Annotated in this window: 2 protein-coding genes and 1 pseudogene; all 3 read left to right on the top strand. The window is 76.6% G+C overall.

The window, feature by feature from the left end; translation table 11 throughout:
- Window positions 1–31: 31 nt before the first annotated feature.
- A pseudogene (locus ACPCK6_RS26170) lies at window positions 32–5,617 on the top strand (beta-ketoacyl synthase N-terminal-like domain-containing protein); the annotation flags it as partial.
- A 349-nt stretch (window positions 5,618–5,966) separates the two neighbouring features.
- On the top strand, window positions 5,967–16,031 hold the full coding sequence (locus tag ACPCK6_RS26165; RefSeq protein WP_423482506.1) for a type I polyketide synthase: 10,065 nt from the start codon (window positions 5,967–5,969) through the stop codon (window positions 16,029–16,031).
- Window positions 16,032–16,074: 43 nt separating this feature from the next.
- Window positions 16,075–20,376 (top strand): type I polyketide synthase (locus tag ACPCK6_RS26160; RefSeq protein ID WP_423482505.1); only part of this gene is annotated, 4,302 nt, incomplete at its 3' end.

Here is a 20,376-nt window from a genome sequence, read left to right as displayed (position 1 = left end):
GGCGTCCGGCGGCAGCACCCCGGCGTACGAGGTGACCGACGGCGAGCTGTCGGAGACCCTGGCCGGCAAGGTGCTCGGCGCCCTGCACCTCGACGCCGCCTGCCGGGGTCGCGACCTCGACGCGTTCGTGGTCTTCTCCTCGGTCGCCGGTGTCTGGGGCGGCGGCGGGCAGGCCGGCTACGCGGCCGGCAACGCCCTGCTCGACACCCTCGTCGCAGCCCGCCGGGCGAAGGGCTTGCCCGCCACCGCGCTGGCGTACGGGCCGTGGGCGGAGGACGGCATGGCCGCCGGGGAGACCGCCGACGGCCTGCGCCGCCGCGGGTTCAGCCCGCTCGCGCCCGACGCCGCCGTCGCGGCGCTCGGCCGCTGGGTGAACGCCCCCGAGGCGGCCCCGGTGATCGTGGACGTCGACTGGTCCCGATTCGTCACGGCGTTCACCGCCGCACGGCCGAGCCACCTCTTCGACCGGGTCGCCCCCGCCGTCGCCGAAGAGCCGCAGCGGCCGGAGAGCGCCGCCGCCACCGACGGGCTGCGCAACCGGCTCGCCACGCTGCCGGCGACCGGCCAGGAGGCGCTGCTGGCCGACCTCGTCCGCGCGGAGGCGGCGGCCGTGCTCGGCCACCCCACCACCGACCAGGTGCCAGCCGGCCGGGCGTTCCGGGAGCTGGGCTTCGACTCCCTCGCCGCCGTGCAACTGCGGGACCGGCTGGGCCGGGTCACCGGCCTGACCCTGCCGTCGACAGTGGTCTTCGACCACCCGTCGGCGGCGGAACTGGCCCGCTTCCTGCGTACCGAAATCGTCATCGGCGCGGACGGCGGCCCGGTCACCGGCGGCGTGGCCGCTGCCCGGCCGGCGGCCGACGAGCCGATCGCGATCGTCTCCATGGCCTGCCGCTTCCCGGGCGGCGTGTCGTCGCCGCAGGAGCTGTGGCGCCTGCTGGCCGAGGGGGTGGACGCGGTCACGCCGATGCCGACCGACCGGGGCTGGGACCTCGACGGCCTGTTCGACAGCGACCCGGAGCGGGTCGGCACCAGCTACACCCGCAGCGGCGGCTTCCTCCACGACGTCGTCGGCTTCGACGCCGCGTTCTTCGGGATCAACCCGCGCGAGGCCCTCGCCATGGACCCGCAGCAGCGGCTGCTGCTGCACACCACCTGGGAGGTCTTCGAACGCGCCGGCATCGACCCGCACCGGGTACGCGGCTCCGCCACCGGCGTCTTCATGGGCACCAACGGGCAGGACTACGCCACGCTGCTGCTGGGCGCCCGCTCGCAGGTGGAGGGCTACCAGGCGACCGGCAACGGCGCGTCGGTGGTCTCGGGCCGCCTGGCGTACTCGTTCGGGCTGCACGGCCCGGCGGTCACCGTCGACACGGCCTGCTCGTCGTCGCTGGTGGCGCTGCACCTGGCCGCGCAGGCGCTGCGCAGCGGCGAGTGCGACCTCGCCCTCGCCGGCGGCGTGACGGTGATGTCGACCCCGGGCGCCTTCCTGGAGTTCTCCCGGCAGCGCGGCCTCGCGGCCGACGGGCGGGTCAAGGCGTTCGCCGAGGCCGCCGACGGCACGGGCTGGGGCGAGGGCGTCGGCGTCCTGCTGCTCCAGCGGCTCTCCGACGCCCAGCGCGACGGCAACCGGATCCTCGCCGTCGTACGGGGCAGCGCCGTGAACCAGGACGGCGCGAGCAACGGCCTCACGGCCCCGAACGGGCCCGCCCAGCAGCGGGTCATCCGGCAGGCGCTGGACAACGCCGGCCTGACCCCCGCAGACGTGGACGTCGTCGAGGCACACGGCACCGGCACCACCCTCGGCGACCCGATCGAGGCGCAGGCGCTGCTGGCCACGTACGGCAGGGACCGAACCGCCGAGCGGCCGCTGTGGCTCGGGTCGGTGAAGTCGAACATCGGCCACACCCAGGCCGCGGCGGGCGCGGCGAGCCTGATGAAGATGGTGCTGGCCCTGCAACACGAGGTGCTGCCGAAGACCCTGCACGTCGACGCGCCGACCCCGCACGTCGACTGGTCCTCCGGCACGCTGGCGCTGCTCACCGAAGCACGACAGTGGGCCGCCACGGACGGACCCCGCCGGGCCGGCGTCTCCTCGTTCGGCATCAGCGGCACCAACGCCCACGTGATCATCGAGGAGGCCCCGCAGCCGGTCGCCGCCGCCGACACCGCAGCGTTCGACGTGACCGCGGGGCACGGCGAAGCCCGACGCGACCACCGCGCCGTGACCCTGCCGTGGCCGGTCTCGGCCGCCGATCTGCCCGCCCTGCGCGAGCAGGCCGGGAGGCTGGCTGACCGCGTCACGATCGGCGACGAACCGGCCGGCCTGGTCGCCTGGGCGCTCGCCGACGGCCGCGCCCACCTCGGCCGGCGGGCCACCGTGATCGCCGCCGACCGGGAGACCCGGCTGGCCGCGCTGCGCGCCCTGGCCGCCGGGGAGGAGCACCCAGCGGTGGTCACCGCCCGGCGACGCGCCGGCGGCCTCGCCGTCCAGTTCTCCGGCCAGGGCGCCCAGCGCCCCGGCGCCGGCCGCCAGCTGTACGACACGTTCCCTGTCTTCGCGGCGGCCCTCGACGAGGTCTGCGCGGCCCTGGACCACCAGCTGCCGCAGCCGCTGAAGCCGGTGCTGTTCGCGGTCGAAGGCAGCGCCGAGGCGGCGCTGCTCGACGAGACGGTCTTCACCCAGGCGGGGCTGTTCGCGCTGGAGGTGGCCCTGTTCCGGCTGGTCGAGTCGTTCGGGGTGGTGCCCGGGCACGTCGCCGGGCACTCCATCGGCGAGATCACCGCCGCGCACGTCGCCGGCGTGCTGTCCCTCGCCGACGCCGCCACGCTGGTGGCCGCCCGGGGAAGGCTCATGCAGGCCCTGCCCGCCGGGGGCGGGATGCTCGCCGTCGCCGCCGACGAGGCGGCCGTCGTCGAGTCCCTGGCCGGGCTGGGTGACCGGGTCGGCGTCGCCGCCGTCAACGGCCCCACCGCCGTGGTGCTCGCCGGGGCCGTCGACTCCCTCGACGGGCTGGAGCGGTTCTGGCGGGAACGCGGGGTGCGCACCCGCCGGCTGCGGGTCAGCCACGCGTTCCACAGCCCGCTGATGGAGCCGATGCTGGCCGAGTTCCGGGCCGTCCTCGACGGGCTGGCGTTCGCCGCGCCGTTGCTGCCGATCGTGTCGAACCTGACCGGGCGGCTCGCCGAGCCCGACGAGATCCGTACGCCCGACTACTGGGTGCGCCACGTCCGCGAGGCCGTCCGGTACGCCGACGGGATCGCCGCGCTGCGCGACGCGGGCGTGGACACCTTCCTGGAGCTCGGACCGCAGGCGGTGCTGACGGCGATGGCCGCCGGCCTGCTGCCCGGCGACGAGGACGGCACTGCCGTGGCGGCGCTGCGCGTCGGCGCCGACGAGCCGGCCGCCCTGCTCGCCGCGCTGGCCGTCGTGGACGGCACCGGGCGGGACGTCGACTGGGCGGCGGTGCTCGCCGCGCTGGCCGGCCCCCGCCCGGATCCCCGCCTGCTGCCCGAGCTGCCGACGTACGCGTTCCGGCCGCAGCGCTACTGGCCGACCCTCGACACGTTGCCGGCACCGGCCGCCGACCGGGTCGACGACGCGTTCTGGCGGGCCGTCACCGACGGCGACCTGGGCCGCCTCGGCCTCGACCCGGACCAGCCGATGCGCGAGCTGCTGCCGGAACTGGAGTCGTGGCGGCGTCGCCAGCAGCTCGACGGCACCCTGGCCGGCTGGCGGTACCGGGTCACCTGGGAACGCCGGGCGCTGACCGGCGCCGACCCGGGCACGTGGCTGGTGGTGGCCCCGCCGCACCAGGTCACCGACCGGGTGCTCGCCACCCTCACGGCCGGCGCCGCGGCGGTGCACCTGCTGACCGTCGACCCGGCCACCGCGACCCGCGACGGTCTGGCCGCCGACCTCGACCGGCTCGCCGCCGAGCACCAGCCGACGGCACTGCTGTCTCTGCTGGCGTTGGACGAGGCGCCGCACCCGGAGCAGACCGCACTGCCGACCGGCCTGGCGGCGAACCTGCTGCTGGTGCAGGCGCACACCGGCCGCTCCAGCCCGGCCGTACCGCTGTGGCTGGCCACCACCGGCGCCGTCGCCGTCGACGGGGAAGCGGTCGCGCACCCGGCGCAGGCCACCACGTGGGGCCTCGGCCTCGTCGCCGCGCTGGAGCACCCCCGGCACGTCGGCGGAGTCGTCGACCTGCCGGCGGGCCCGGCCGAGGCGGCGTACGCGGCCCTGGTCGGGGCGCTGGTCAACGTGGACGGTGAGGACCAGCTCGCCGTCCGGGAGGCCGGCGTGCACACCCGGCGGCTGGTCCGCGACACCGGGCTGCCGGCGGCGGGCGACGGCTACCGGCCGAACGGAACCGTCCTGCTCACCGGCGGGACCGGCGCCCTCGCCCGGCACACCACCGACTGGCTGGGACGCCACGGCGCCGAGGTGCTCCCGCTGGCCGAGCCGGCCCCGGGCAAGCTCGGCGACCTGATGGAGCAGCTCGCCGCCGAGGAACGGTCGGTGACCGCGCTCGTGCACGTCCCGGCCGAGACCGGCTCGGTGCCGCTCGCCGAGCTGACCCTCGCCGGCCTGGCCGCCGACCTGGCCGCCACCGTCGGCGACGTCCCCAGGTACGCCGACGAGCTGGCGCACCGCCCGCTCGACGCGTTCGTGCTGTGCACCTCGACCACGGGGGTGTGGGGCGCGGGCGGCCGGGCCGGCCAGTCCGCCGGCGATGCGCTGCTGCACGCGCTCGCGGCGAACCGGCGGCACGGGGGACTGGCGGCCACCGCCGTGGCGTGGGGCCCGTGGAGCGACGACCCCGAGTCGCCCGAGCAGGCGCAGCTGCGTCGGCGGGGCCTGCCGGGGCTGCCCCCGGAGCTGGCCCTCGAGGCGTTCGGTCAGGCGCTGCGGGCGGAGGCGGGGCTGATCGTCGCCGACGTGCGCTGGGACCGGTTCGTGCCGACGTTCGCGTCGATGCGGCCGTGCCCGCTGCTGACGGGGGTCCCGGAGGCGGGCGCGGCGATGCCCGCCGACGACGAGCGCCAGCCGGCGGACGACGAGGCGGCGACCGCGCTGCGGGAGCGGCTGCGGCCGCTGAGCCCCGCCGAACGCGAAGGCGTCCTCGTCGACCTCGTGGGCGGCCTGGCGGCGACCGTGCTCGGCCACGGCGGGGACGCGGGGCTGGAGCCCGACCGGGCGTTCCGCGAGGTCGGGTTCGACTCGATGACGGCCGTGGAGCTGCGCAACCGGCTCCGCGCCGCCACCGGCGTCCAACTGCCCGCCGCCGTGGTGTTCGACTACCCCACGCCGGCGGCCCTCGCCCGGCACCTGCGCGACCGGCTCGCGGAGGACGGCGCCGCCGCGGCGGCCCCGCTGCTCGCCGAGCTGGAACGGCTCGACGGTGTCTTCGCGGCCGACGCGCCGGACCGGCTGACCCGGCAGAAGCTGCTGGTGCAGCTGCAGGCGTTCGTCGCCCGGTGGGGCGACGACCGTGGTCCCGTCGAGGAGAAATCGGCCACGCACACCCTCGACGACGCCACCGATGCCGAGATCTTCGATTTCATCCACCGCGAGCTGGGTGGCCCCGGCGGCAATTTGCCGGGGATCTAGGAATGGTGTCGTACGACCGTTGTCGGCGGTCGTGACACGCTGGGCCGGGCGGGTCCGCGCACCCGCCCGGCGGCACCCCGCGAGGGCGGTGCGCCACACCGCTCGCGGGGCGGGTCGGCCCAGCCTGCGCCCCCGCCACCTAGGGGCACCCGTAGGGGCACGCTAGGGGTTGTGACCGCCGTCCGGCGACAATTACCTTTCGTCCGGCGCGTAAGACCTGGTGGTGGGCTGAAACGCCATTTTGTCTGGCAATTCGTGGTCGGCTGAATGGGTTTGGATCTTCGCGGCTTGTGGCGTCCGTGGACGGTATTGGGTCGCTGTTTCTCTCCGACCCGAAGAGGTGGCGTCAATGGCGACTGAAGATACGCTCCGGGAGTACCTGAAATGGGTGACGGCGGACCTTCACCAGACCCGGAGGAAGCTCGGCGAGCTTGAGGCTGCCAACCGCGAGCCGATCGCCATCGTCGGCATGGCCTGCCGCTTCCCGGGCGGGGTGACCTCGCCCGAGGAACTGTGGGAGCTCGTCGACTCCCGCCGCGACGCCTGCTCCGCGTTCCCCGCCGACCGCGGCTGGGACCTGGCACGGCTGTTCCACCCGGACCCCGACCACCCCGGCACGTCGTACGTGGCCGAGGGCGGCTTCGTCGACTCCGCCACCGAGTTCGACGCCGCGTTCTTCGGCATCTCGCCGCGTGAGGCGCTGGCCATGGACCCCCAGCAGCGGCTGCTGCTGGAGACGTCGTGGGAGGCGTTCGAGCACGCCGGCATCGACCCCTCGACGCTGCGCGGCCACCAGGTCGGGGTGTTCGCCAGCACCACCGGCCAGGACTATGTGGGGCTGCTCCAGCAGCCGCCGCCCGGCACCGAGGGCTACATCCTCACCGGCACCGCGGCCAGCGTCGTGTCCGGCCGGATCTCGTACGCGCTCGGCATCGAGGGCCCCGCCGTCACCGTCGACACCGCCTGCTCGTCGTCGCTGGTCGCGCTGCACCTGGCCTGCCAGGCGCTGCGGCAGGGCGAGTGCACCCTGGCACTGGCCGGTGGGGCCACCGTCATGTCCACCCCGTCCGCCTTCATCGGCTTCAGCCGCCAGCGTGGCCTGGCCATGGACGGCCGGGTCAAGTCGTTCGCGGCCGCCGCCGACGGCACCGCCTGGGGCGAGGGGGCCGGCCTTCTGCTCGTCGAGCGGCTCTCCGACGCCCGCCGCAACGGCCACCCCGTCCTCGCGGTCGTACGCGGCAGCGCGGTCAATCAGGACGGCGCGAGCAACGGTCTGACCGCCCCCAACGGCCCGTCCCAGCAGCGGGTCGTGCTCCAGGCGCTGGCCAGCGCCCGGCTCGCGCCCGAGCAGGTCGACGTGGTGGAGGCGCACGGCACCGGCACCACCCTCGGCGACCCGATCGAGGCGCAGGCGCTGCTGTCGACGTACGGGCAGGGCCGGCCGGCCGACCGGCCGCTCTGGCTCGGCTCGGTGAAGTCGAACATCGGCCACACCCAGGCCGCCGCCGGCGTGGCCGGCGTGATCAAGATGGTGATGGCGTTGCGGCACGACACCGTGCCCGCCACCCTGCACGTCGACGAGCCGACGCCCAACGTGGACTGGACGGCCGGCGCGGTGTCGCTGGTGACCGAGCCGCAGCCGTGGCCCGCCGGGGAACAGCCCCGCCGCGCGGGCATCTCCTCCTTCGGCATGAGCGGCACCAACGCCCACGTGATCATCGAGGAGGCGCCCGCCGCCGACCCGGCCCCGGCGGACGCCCCGGACGGCCCCGCCGCCGCGACCGACCCGGTCACCGTGCCCGTCACCGCCCCGGTCGACGGTGCCGGCCTGGTCCCGGTGCTGGTCTCCGCCCGCGACGCCGCGTCCCTGACCGCGCAGGCCACCCGCTGGGCCGACTGGCTCGACGAGCGCCCCGAGCCGCGGCTGACCGATGTCGGCTGGTCGTCGGCGAGCACCCGGGCCGGCCTCGAGCACCGCGCCGTGCTGCTCGCCGGCGACCGCGCCGACCTGACCGCCGCCCTGCGCGCGCTGGCCGCGGGCGGCGACGCCCCGGGCCTGGTCACCGGTGCGGGTCCGCGCGGCGGCAAGCTCGCGTTCCTCTTCTCCGGCCAGGGCGCGCAGCGCAGCGGCATGGGCCGCGAGCTGGCCGCCGCGTTCCCCGTCTTCGACCGGGCGCTGGCCGAGGTCTGCGCCGAGCTGGACCGGCACCTGCCCCGCCCGCTCGCCCCGGTGCTCTTCGCGCCCGAAGGCGACGAGGCCGGCGGGCTGCTCAACCAGACCCTCTACACCCAGGCCGGCCTGTTCGCCGTCGAGGTCGCGCTGTTCCGGCTCCTGGAGAGCTGGGGGGTCGTCCCGGACGCGCTGCTCGGCCACTCGATCGGCGAGCTCTCCGCCGCGCACGCGGCCGGTGTGCTGTCGCTGCCCGACGCCGCCACGCTGGTGGCCGCCCGGGGCCGGCTGATGCAGGCCCTGCCGGCCGGCGGCGCGATGCTGGCCGTCCAGCTCCCCGCCGACGCCGTCCGAGCCGCCCTGGCCGGCGTCGAGGACGCCGTCGCCGTCGCCGCCGTCAACGGGCCCACCGCCGTCGTCGTCTCCGGCACCGCAGCCGTCGTCGAGGAACTCGAACGCCGCTGGGCCGACCAGGGCGTACGTACCAGGCCGCTGCGGGTCAGCCACGCCTTCCACAGCCCGCTGATGGAACCGATGCTCGCCGAGTTCGCCGCCGTGGTGCGCCGGCTGGAGCTGCAACCGCCGGCGTTGCCGATCGTGTCGAACCTGACCGGCGCCGTCGCCGACGCCGACGAGATCCGCACCGCCGAGTACTGGGTGCGGCACGTGCGGGAGGCGGTCCGCTTCGCCGACGGCGTCGAGCAGCTGCGGGCCCTGGGCGTGCGTACGTTCCTGGAGGTCGGCCCCAGCGGGGTGCTCACCGCGCTGGCCCGCGACGTCCTGGCCGACGACGAGACCGCCGCCGTGGCGCTGCTGCGCCGCGACCGCCCCGAGCCCACGTCGGCGCTCACCGCCCTCGCCGAGCTGCACGTCGGCGGGGTGGAGGTCGCCTGGACCCGGCTGTACGCGGGCGCCGAGACCGCGCGGGTGCCGCTGCCCGGGTACGCCTTCCGCCGCCAGCGCTTCTGGCCCGAGCCGCCGCCCGCCGGCCCCGACACCGCCTCCGCCGACGGCGACGACGAGTTCTGGGCCGCCCTGGAGCGGGCGGACGTCGACACGCTGCGCGGCGAGCTGGGCGACGACGACGAACAGGTGCGGGCGCTGCTGCCGGCCCTGCCCGTACTGTCCTCCTGGCGCCGGTCCCGGCGGGAACGCTCCCTCGTGGACGGCTGGTCGTACCAGGTGAGCTGGCAGCCCGTGCCGGTCGGGGACGGCGACGCCCCGGCGGGCCGCTGGCTGGTCGTGCTGCCCGCCGAGGACGCGCCGGCGTGGGCCGACGGCCTGGCCGGGCTCTTCGGCGACGCCGAGCCGCTGGTGCTGCGCGTCGGCGCCGCGGATCTGGACCGCGCGGCGCTCGCCGCCCGGCTCCGGGTGCTGACCGGCGGCCGCGCCGTCGACGGCGTGCTCGCCGTCGTCGCCGGCCAGGACCGGCTGCTGCCCGAGCACCCCGGCGTGACCCTCGCCGCCGCCGGCACCCTCGCCCTCGTCCAGGCGATGACCGACCTGGACCTGGTGGCGCCGCTGTGGTGCGTCACCAGCGGCGCGGTGGCGGCGGCCCCGGGCGACCGGGTCACGCACCCGCTGCAGACCGAGGTCTGGGGCCTCGGCCGCGCGGCGGCTGTCGAGCAACCGCACCGCTGGGGCGGCCTGGTCGACGTGCCGGCCACCGTCGACGCCGCCACCACCCGGCGGCTCGCCGCCGTGCTGGCCGGCCACGGCGGCGAGGACCAGGTGGCCGTGCGCCCCGGCGGCACCTGGGCCCGGAGGCTCACCCCGGCCCCGCCGCCGACCGACGAGAACCCGGCCGGTGACTGGTGGTCCGGCGCCGTCCTGGTCACCGGCGGCACCGGCGCCCTCGGCGGCCACGTCACCCGCTGGCTGCTCGACCGGGGCGCCGGGCGGGTGGTCCTGGCCAGCCGCCGGGGCGCCGCCGCCCCCGCCGTGGCGGACCTGCTCGACCGGTACGGCGCCGACGGGCGGGTCACCGCCGCCACCTGCGACGTCACCGACCGGCGGTCCGTGGCGGACCTGGTCGGCTCGCTGCCCGACCTGACGGCGGTCGTGCACGCCGCCGGCACCGACCAGCTCACCCCGATCACCGACACCACCCTCGACGAGTTCTCCCACGTCGTCGCGGGCAAGGTACTCGGCGCCCTGCACCTCGACGCCTGCCTCGCCGAGCGCGACCTCGCCGCGTTCGTCATGTTCTCCTCCATCTCCGGCGTGTGGGGCAGCGCCGGGCAGTGCGCGTACGGCGCCGGCAACTCCCTGCTGGACGCCTTGGCCGTCAACCGGCGCGACCGGGGCCGGCCGGCCACCGCCGTCTCCTGGACGGCCTGGGGCGGCGCGCACGGCATGGCCGCCGAGAACGTCGCCACCGAGCAGCTCAACCGGATGGGCCTGCCGCCCGTCGATCCGGAGAAGGCGCTCGTCGCCCTCGACCGGGCGCTGCGGCGGCCCACGCCCTGCGTGACCGTCGCCGACGTCGACTGGAGCCGGTTCCACCCCGCGTTCACGGTGGCCCGGCCCAGCCCGTTCCTCGGCGACCTGCCGCAGGTGCGGGCGCTCGTCGCGCAGGAGGAGGCCGCCGCGCCGGCGGACGGGGTCGCGGCGCCGCTGCGCCACCTCGCGGCGCTCCCGGCGGCGGAGCAGGAGCGGGAGCTGCTGCGGCTGGTCAACGAGCAGACCGCGGCGGTGCTGGGCCACGCCACCCCCGACGAGCTGCGCGGGCGCCCGTTCAAGGACCTCGGTTTCGACTCGCTGACCGCCGTGGACTTCCGGGGGCGGCTGAACGCGGCCACCGGCCTGCGGCTGCCCACCACGCTGGTCTTCGACTACCCGACCCCCGCCGAGCTGGCCGCGCACCTGCGCGAGCTGGTCTCCGGCGCCGCCCCGGCCGACGCCCCGCAGGCCGTCGTCGTCGACGCCGACGAGCCCGTCGCGATCGTCGGCATGGCCTGCCGCTACCCCGGGGGCGTCGACGGGCCGGAGGCGTTCTGGCGGCTGGTCGCCGACGGCGTGGACGCCATCTCGCCGTTCCCCACCGACCGGGGCTGGGAGATCCCCGAGCCGGCCGAGGGGACGCACCCGCCGGCGGGCGGCTTCCTCCACGACGTGGCGGACTTCGACCCCGCGTTCTTCGAGATCTCGCCCCGCGAGGCCCTCGCGATGGACCCGCAGCAGCGGCTCACCCTGGAGACGTCCTGGGAGGCGCTGGAGCGGGCCGGGGTGGACCCGGCGTCGCTGCGGGGCACCCGTACGGGCGTCTTCGTGGGCGCCTCCACCTCCGGCTACGGCACGGGGCTGACCGAGGTACCCGAGGGCGTCGAGGGCTATCTGATGACGGGCGCCGCGCACAGCGTCATCTCCGGCCGGGTCGCGTACGCCCTCGGGCTGGAGGGCCCCGCCGTCACCGTCGACACCGCCTGCTCCTCGTCCCTGGTGGCGCTGCACCTCGCCGGGGCGGCGCTGCGGCGCGGCGAGTGCGACCTGGCGCTGGCCGGCGGCGTGGCCGTGATGGCCACCCCGACGGCGTTCCAGGAGTTCTCCCGCCAGGGCGGACTCGCCTCCGACGGGCGGTGCAAGTCCTTCGCCGCCACGGCGGACGGCACCGGCTGGTCCGAGGGCGTCGGCATGCTGCTCGTGCAGCGGCTCTCCGACGCCCGGCGGCAGGGCCGCCGCGTCCTCGCCGTGGTACGCGGCTCCGCCGTCAACTCCGACGGCGCGTCGAACGGGCTGACCGCCCCCAACGGCCCCTCCCAGCAGCGGGTGATCCGGCAGGCGCTGGCCGGCGCCGGGCTGGCGGTCACCGACGTGGACGTCGTCGAGGCGCACGGTACCGGCACCGTCCTCGGTGACCCGATCGAGGCGCAGGCGCTGCTGGCGACGTACGGGCAGGACCGGGGCGACGCCGGACCGCTGCTGCTGGGCTCGGTCAAGTCGAACATGGGCCACGCGCAGGCCGCCGCCGGTGTGGCCGGCGTGATCAAGATGGTGCTGGCGATGCGGGAGGGCACCGTACCGGCGACGCTGCACGTGGACGAGCCGTCGCCGCACATCGACTGGTCGGCCGGCGACGTGGAGCTGGTGACCCGGTCCCGGCCGTGGCCGGCCGCCAACCGGCCCCGCCGCGCGGCGGTCTCCTCGTTCGGTATCTCCGGTACGAACGCCCACGTGGTCGTCGAGCTGCCCGCCGGCGCCGAGGCGGCCGACGCACCGATGCCCCCGCCGGCCGCTGCGGCGGGGGAACGCCCCGCCGGGCTGCTCACCGCCGACGTGGTGGCCTGGCCCGTCTCGGCCCGCTCCACCTCGGCCCTGGCCGCGCAGGCGTCCCGGCTGGCCCGGCACCTGCGCGCGCACCCCGGCCTCGCCCCGGCGGCGGTCGGCTGGTCGCTCGCCACGACCCGCTCGGCGTTCGACCGGCGCGCCGCCGTGCTCGGCGCGACCCCCGGCGAGCTGCTGGCCGGCCTGGACGCGCTCGCCGCCGGCACCCCGGCCGGCAACGTCGTGACCGGCACCGTCGCCAACCACGGCGCGGGACCGGTGTTCGTCTTCCCGGGCGCCACCCCGGCGGGCGCGGTGGCCGCACTGGTGGGCCGCTGCCCGGTCTTCGACGACACCCTCGCCGAGTGCCGGCAGGCCCTCGCGCCCTGGGTCGACGTCGATCCGGCCGCCCTGCTCACCGGCGCGGACGCTGCCTGGGCCGACCGGCCGGAGCTGGCCCGGCCCGTCCGGTTCGCCGTCGGCGTGGCGCTCGCCGCCGTCTGGCGGCACGCCGGTGTCACCCCCGCCGCTGTCGTCGGCACCGGCGACGGCGAGGTCGTGGCCGCGTACGTGGCGGGTCTGCTGTCCCTGCCCGACGCCGCCCGCACGGTGGCGATGCGGGCCCGCGCCGCCGCCGGCGTCCTGGACCACGACGGCCTCCGCGCCGCCCTGGCGGGGCTCGCGCCGCAGCCCGGGACCGCCCGGCTGGCCTCCACTGTCACCGGGGACTGGGCCGACGCGGCGGGCCTCGGCGTCGACCACTGGACCGACCCGGCCACCCTGGGCACCGGCCCGGCCACCCCCGGCGCCGGGGACGGGGGGCCGGAGCGGCTCGACGCCGCCCTGCGTGCCGCCGTCGCAGCCGGACACCTGACCTTCGTGGAGGTCTCGCCGGAGCCGGCACTGGCTGCCGGGATCGCCGCCGCGCTCGACGCCGCCGGCACCCCCGGACACGTCCTGGACACCCTCGGCGGCTCGGCCGACGCCGCCACCCGGCTGCTGACCGGCCTCGCCGCCGCGCACGCCCTCGGCCTGCCGGTGGAGCACCGCCGGCTGCTGCCCGAGTCCGAACCGGTCGACCTGCCCACGTACGCCTTCGACCGGCACCGCTACTGGCTGGAGCGCACCGGCGCGCACCGCTCCGTCCTGCCCGCCGTGGGCCTCGACGTGGTGGACCACCCGCTGCTCAGCGCGGTGGCCGACCTGCCCGGCGACGAGGGCCTGCTGTTCACCGGCCGGATCACCCTCACCACCCACCCCTGGCTCGCCGACCACGCCGTGCTGGGCACGGTGCTGCTGCCCGGGACGGCCCTGGTGGAGCTCGCGTCCTGGACCGGCCGGCAGGCCGGCGCGGCGACCGTCGCCGAGCTGAACCTGGAGGCGCCCCTGGCGATCCCCACCGAGGGAGGAATCGACCTGCGGGTACGCGTCGGCCCGCCGGACGAGACCGGGCACCGGCCCGTCGCCATTCACACCAGGCGCGACGACGACACCGCGGCCGACGGTTCCCGGCCCTGGCAGCGGCACGCCTCCGGGCAACTCGCCGACACCGCCGACCCGGACCCCGCGCCGACCGCCGTGTGGCCGCCGGCCGACGCCGAGCCGATCGCCCTCGACGGGCTCTACGCCCGGCTCGCCACCCAGGGCTACCACTACGGCCCCACCTTCCGGGCGCTGCGTGCCGCCTGGCGCTCGGGCCGGGACATCCTCGCCGAGGTCGCCCTGGACGCCGACGCGTCCACCGACACCACGGCGTTCTCGGTGCACCCGGCCCTGATGGACGCGGCGCTGCACGCCATCGGCGCCAGCGCCACGGCCGACGACCCGGCCGGCGACCCCGCCGGCGGCGCGCCGGGCACCGACCGCGGCCCCGGCATCCGCCCGGGCCTGCCGTTCACCTGGTCGGGCGTCACCATCCGGCCCAGCCGTGCCCGCGAGCTGCGGATCCGGCTGCGCGCCACCGACGCCGGCTCCGTGGCCCTGACCGTCACCGACACGGGCGCGACCCCGGTCGCCTCCGTCGACGGTCTGGTCCTGCGGCCCATCTCCGGCGAGCAGCTCAGCGCCGCCCGCCGCTCCGTCAGCCGGTCCCTGCACCGCCTCGACTGGCTCGCCCCCACCACCGGCCGCGCGGACACCGCCTCCCGGCTGGTCGTCCTCGGCGCCGACTGGTCCGGCGCCGACCGGCACCCGGACCTGTCGACGCTGGTCGCCGACGTACGCGCCGGCGCCGCCGCGCCCGACGCGGTGGTGGTGACCTGCGCCGGAGCCGCCGCCGACGAGCCGCACCCGGCCGCCCAGGCGCACCGGGTCGCCCATCGGATGCTCGCACTGGCCCAGCAGTGGCTCGCCGAGGAGGCCCTGACCGCCGCCCGGCTGGTGGTGGTCACCCGCGGCGCGGTCCGGGTCGACCCGGACGAGCGGATCGCCGACGTGCCGGCCGCCACCGCCTGGGGCCTGCTGCGCTCCGCCCAGTCGGAGAACCCCGACCGGATCGTGCTCCTCGACGTCGACGACGACGCCCCGGCCGCCGCGCTGCTGCCGGCCGCCCTCGCCACGGGTGAACCCCAGCTCGCCGTACGCGCCGGGCAGCTCCGGATGCCCCGGCTGACCCGCCTCGGGCCGCCCCCGGCCGAGGCGTCCGGCCCCGACCTGGCCGCCGGCACCGTCCTGGTGACAGGGGCGACCGGCCTGCTCGGGCGGCTCGTGGCACGCCGGCTCGTCACCCGGCACGACGTACGGCACCTGCTGCTGGTCAGCCGCAGCGGAGCGGACGCCCCGGGCGTCGCCGCGCTGGTCGACGAGCTGGCCGGACTGGGCGCCACCGTCCGGGTGGCCGCCTGCGACGTCACCGACCGCCACGCGCTCGCCCTGCTGGTCGACCAGCTCCCCGCCGACCTGCCACTGACCGGCGTGGTGCACGCCGCCGGGGTGCTCGACGACGGTGTCCTGCCGGCACTCACCCCGGAGCGTTTCGACATCGTGCTGCGACCCAAGGTCGACGCGGCCTGGCACCTGCACGAGCTGACCGAGAAGCTGGACCTGGCCGCGTTCGTGCTCTTCTCCTCGGCGGCCGGCCTCTTCGGCGGCCCCGGGCAGGCCAACCACGCGGCGGCGAACTGCTTCCTCGACGCCCTCGCCCAGCACCGGCACGACCGGGGACTCCCGGCGCTCTCGCTGGCCTGGGGTCCGTGGGTCAACGACACCGGCGACGGGCAGACCGGGCACGTCGACGAGGCCCGGATGAACCGGGGCGGCTTTGTGCCGCTCGGCGCCGAGGAGGGCATGGACCTGTTCAGCGAGGCCCTGCGCTTCGCCGAGCCGGTGGTCGTACCGGTCGACCTGGACCTCGCGTTGATCGGCCGGCACGGGCCGGCGGCGGTGCCGCCGGTGCTGCGGTCGCTGGTGCGGCCGGCGGCGACCGGCGCGGCCCGGGCCGCCGAGCGGAACCCGGCCGAGGCGCTGCGGGAGACCCTCGCCGCCACGGCCGAGGCCGACCGCGACCAGGTGCTCTCCGACCTGGTGCGGACCCACGCCGCCGCCGTCCTCGGCTACGCGTCGATCCGTTCGATCGACGCCGAGCGCGGCTTCGTCGAGCTGGGCTTCGACTCGCTGACCGCTGTCGAGTTCCGCAACCGGCTCAACGCGGCCACCGGCCTGCGGCTGCCCTCCACGCTGATCTACGACCGGCCGACCACGGCCGCGCTCGTCGAGTACCTGCGCGGTGCGCTGCTGGCGGAGCGCAGCACGTCCGCGCTGACGGTGCTCGGCGAGCTGAACAAGCTGGAGCACGCCATGCGCGCGGTGTCCACCGGCGACACCGACCGGGCCGCCGTCGGCGTCCGGCTGCGCGAACTGCTCTCCCTGTGGACCTACACCGAGGCCGGTGCGGACTCCGCCGCCGACGAGGGCACCAGCCTCGAGTCGGCCTCCGCCGAGGAGATCTTCAGCCTATTGGACGAAGAGTTCGGCTCGGCCTGATCCGGCATGTCGCACACCTCGAACCCCGATACGGAGTGGCCCGATGCCCACTGAGGCAGAGTTCCTCGACTACCTCCGGCGTGCCACTGTCGACCTGCGCGACGCGCGCCGGCGGGTACGCGAGGTGGAGGCCAAGGACCGCGAGCCGATGGCCGTCATCGGCATGGCGTGCCGGTTCCCGGGCGGGGTGTCCAGCCCGGCCGAGCTGTGGGACCTCGTCGACCGGGGCGGCGACGGGGTGGGCGACTTCCCGACCGACCGGGGCTGGGACCTGGAGCGGCTCTTCAACGTCGACCCGGACAACCCGGGCACGTCGACCAGCAACCAGGGCGGCTTCCTCTACGACGCGCCACAGTTCGACCCGGGCTTCTTCGGCATCAGTCCCCGCGAGGCCCTGGCGATGGACCCGCACCAGCGGCTGCTGCTGGAGACCTCCTGGGAGGCGTTCGAGCACGCCGGCATCGACCCGCAGGCGCTGCGTGGCAGCCGGACCGGTGTCTTCGCCGGGGTCATGTACCACGACTACGCGTCGCGGGTGCTGGACCTGCCCGACGGCGTCGAGGGCTACATCGGCACCGGCAACTCCGGAAGCGTGGTGTCCGGCCGGGTGGCGTACATCTTCGGGCTGGAGGGCCCGGCCGTCACCGTGGACACGGCATGCTCGTCGTCGCTGGTCGCCGTGCACCTCGCGGCGCAGGCGCTGCGCCAGCGGGACTGCGACTTCGCGCTCGCCGGCGGTGTGACGGTCATGTCCACCCCGGGCACCTTCGCCGACTTCTCCCGCCAGCGGGGCCTAGCCTCCGACGGCCGGTGCAAGTCGTTCGCCGCCGCCGCCGACGGCACCGGCTGGTCCGAGGGCGTCGGCGTGCTGCTCCTGCAACGGCTCTCCGACGCCCGCCGCGACGGCCGGCGCATCCTCGCCGTCGTCCGGGGCAGCGCGGTCAACCAGGACGGCGCCAGCAGCGGACTCACCGCCCCCAACGGCCCGTCGCAGGAGCGGGTGATCCGGCAGGCCCTCGCCAACGCCCGGCTCTCGCCGGCCGACGTCGACGTGGTCGAGGCGCACGGTACCGGCACCACCCTCGGCGACCCCATCGAGGCGCAGGCGCTGCTGGCCACGTACGGGCAGGACCGGGGCGACGGCGGGCCGCTCTGGCTGGGCTCGGTCAAGTCGAACCTGGGTCACACCCAGGCCGCCGCGGGCGCCGCCGGCCTGATCAAGATGATCGAGGCGATCCGCCACCGCACCATGCCCGCCACCCTGCACGTCGACGCGCCGTCCCCGCACATCGACTGGTCCGCCGGGCAGGTCTCGCTGCTGACCGAGGCGCGCGCGTGGTCGGCCACCGACCGGCCGCGCCGGGCCGCCGTGTCGTCCTTCGGCATCAGCGGTACGAACGCGCACGTCATCCTGGAGGAGGCGCCCGGCGACGACGCCCCGTCCACCGACGAGGCACCCTCCGCCGTCGACGCGCCGGTCGCGCTCCCGCTCGCCCCGGTGTTCCTCTCCGCCCGTACGCCCGAGGCGCTCGCGGGGCAGGCCGGCCGCTGGGCCGACCACCTCGCCCGCGTCGACGCCCCACGTTCGGTGGACGTCGCGGTCTCCTCGGTCAGCCGCGCGGGGCTCGAACACCGCGCGGTCGTCCTGGCCGGCGACGCGGACGACCTGCTCGCCGGGCTGCGGGCCCTCGCCGCGGGCGAGCCGACCGGCGCCGTCACCACCGGCGCGTCGGCCCCGCGTGGCCGGGTGGCCTTCCTCTTCTCCGGCCAGGGTGCGCAGCGCGCCGGTATGGGTCGTGGGTTGTACGGGGCGTTCCCGGTGTTCGCCGCCGCGCTGGACGAGGTGTGCGGTCACCTCGACCCGCTGCTGCCGCGCCCGCTGCGCGAGGTGCTCTTCGCCGGGGCGGGCACGCCCGGGGCGGAGTTGCTGGACCAGACGGTCTTCACCCAGGCGGGCCTGTTCGCCGTCGAGGTGGCCCTGTTCCGCCTGATCGAGTCGTTCGGTGTCGCGCCGGACCTGGTGGCCGGGCACTCCATCGGCGAGATCGCGGCGGCGCACGTGGCGGGCGTGCTCTCCCTGGCCGACGCGTGCGCGCTGGTCGCCGCGCGGGGCAGGCTCATGCAGGCCCTGCCGGCCGATGGTGGCATGCTCGCCGTGGCCGCCGACGAGGCCGCCGTCGCCGCGTCCCTGGCGGGGCTGTCCGGCCGGCTCGACCTGGCCGCTGTCAACGGCCCCGCCGCCGTGGTGGTCGCGGGCGACGTCGAGGCGCTCGACGAGGTGCAGCGGGTGTGGTCCGAGCGGGGTGTGCAGACCCGCCGCCTGCGGGTGAGCCACGCCTTCCACAGCGCCCGGATGGACCCGATGCTGGCCGAGTTCGCGGCCGTCGCCGAGGGACTGACGTTCCGGCCGCCGACGATCCCCGTGGTGTCGAACCTGACCGGCCGCGTCGCCGACGCCGACCAGCTCTGCGACCCGGGCTACTGGGTGCGCCACGTACGCGGCACCGTTCGCTTCGCCGACGCCGTCGACTGCCTGCGCGCCGAGGAGGTCGACACCTACCTGGAGGTGGGACCGAACGGCGTCCTCACCGCCATGACGCAGAACTGCCTCGCCGAGCGCGCGGAGGACGAGCCGGCGCCCCTGCTGGTGCCGGTGTCGCGCCACGACCGGCCTGAGCCGCAGGCACTCCTGGAGGCCCTCGCGTCGCTGCACGTGCACGGCCGCGCCGTCGGCTGGGCGGGCCTGCTCGACCGGGCCGGCGGCCGGCACGTCGACCTGCCGACGTACGCCTTCGAGCACCAGCGCTACTGGCTGGAGCCGGCGGGCCGCTGGACGGACGTCTCCGGTGCCGGCCTCGGCGCGGCCGGGCACCCGCTGCTCGGCGCGGCGGTCTCCGTGGCCGGCGAGGACATGGTGGTGCTGACCGGCCGCCTCTCGACGTCGACGCACGCGTGGCTCGCCGACCACGTCGTCTCCGGCGCGGTGATCGTGCCGGGCGCTGCCCTGGTGGAGTTGGTGGTACGGGCGGGTGACGAGGTGGGTGCGTCGCGGGTGCGGGAGTTGACCGTGGCCGCGCCGTTGGTGCTGCCGCAGGTGGGTGCGGTGCGGGTGCAGGTGCGCGTCGGCGCGGCCGACGAGGCGGGCGTGCGATCGGTGACCGTGCACTCGCAGCCCGAGGAGGCCGCCGACCCGGAGTGGGTCCGGCACGCCGAGGGTGTGCTGGAGCCGGTGTCGGCCGACGAGCCGGGTGTGGGGGAGTGGCCGCCGGTCGGCGGCGTCGAGGTGGACGTGGCGGGCTGGTATCCGGCCCTGGCGGAGCGCGGCCTGTCGTACGGGCCGGTGTTCCGGGGGCTGCGCCGGGTGTGGACCGTCGGCGAGGACGTGTTCGCCGAGGTGGCGTTGCCGGACGAGGTGGCCGGTGACGTTGCGGGGTTCGGCGTGCACCCGGCGCTGCTGGACGCCGCGCTGCATCCGATCGGGTTGCTGTCCGGCTCGGAGGGTTCGGGTGGGGCGCGGGTGCCGTTCGCGTTCGAGGGTGTGCAGGTGTATGCCTCGGGCGCGCGGGTGCTGCGGGTGCGGCTCATGCGTGCGGGTTCGGCGGTGCGTCTGGTCGCGTGCGACGAGTCGGGCGCGGCCGTGGTGTCGGTGGACGCCCTCGCCCTGCGCGAGCTGACCGGCGTGTCGGCGTCCCCGGACGCGTCGGCCCGGTCGCTGTTCGAGGTCGCCTGGCAGGCCCAGGAGGTCGCCCCGGCCGGGGACGCCGCCGGGTGGGCGCTGCTCGGCTCGCCGGCCGCCGACCTGCCGGCCGTCGCTGAGCTGCCGGTGTACGCCGACGTCGAGGCGGTCGCCGTGGCGTCGGGTGTGGCGCCGCGTCTGTTGCTGGTGCCGGTGGGTGGCCTGCGCCGGGCCCTTCATGTCGAGACGGAACCTGCTTCGGTCCCCGGTGAGATGCCCGCCGCCGTCGACGATGGCCCCGAGTCGGTGCGGGCGGCGACGTCGCAGGTGCTGGCGACGGTGCGGTCCTGGCTGGTGGCCGACGCGCTGGCGGAGTCGCGGTTGGTCGTGGTGACCCGGGGTGCGGTGTCGGTCGGGGACGGAGACCGGGTCACCGACCTGGCCGCAGCGGCGGTGTGGGGTCTGCTGCGCTCGGCACAGTCGGAGCACCCGGGTCGCATCGTGCTGGCGGACGTCGACGGTGACGTGGATGCCGGGCTGCTGGCTGTGCTGACCACGGTGGCCGACGAGCCGGTGGCGTTCGGTGGTCAGGTCGCGGTGCGTGCGGGTGAGGTGTTCGTGCCGCGTCTGGTGCGTGCGGTAGCGCCCTCGTCGGCGGACGGTGCCGTG

It is taken from the genome of Micromonospora sp. AB353 (assembly GCF_049538395.1).
Classification (GTDB): domain Bacteria; phylum Actinomycetota; class Actinomycetes; order Mycobacteriales; family Micromonosporaceae; genus Micromonospora; species Micromonospora aurantiaca.
Note: the sequence above shows the minus strand (reverse complement) of the source record. Positions and strands in the feature narration are given on the sequence as shown.

Bases quoted from the DNA above. Each gene is read 5' to 3' on its own strand.
- ACPCK6_RS26165 (WP_423482506.1), top strand. From the start codon at position 5,967: ATGGCGACTGAAGATACGCTCCGGGAGTACCTGAAATGGGTGACGGCG.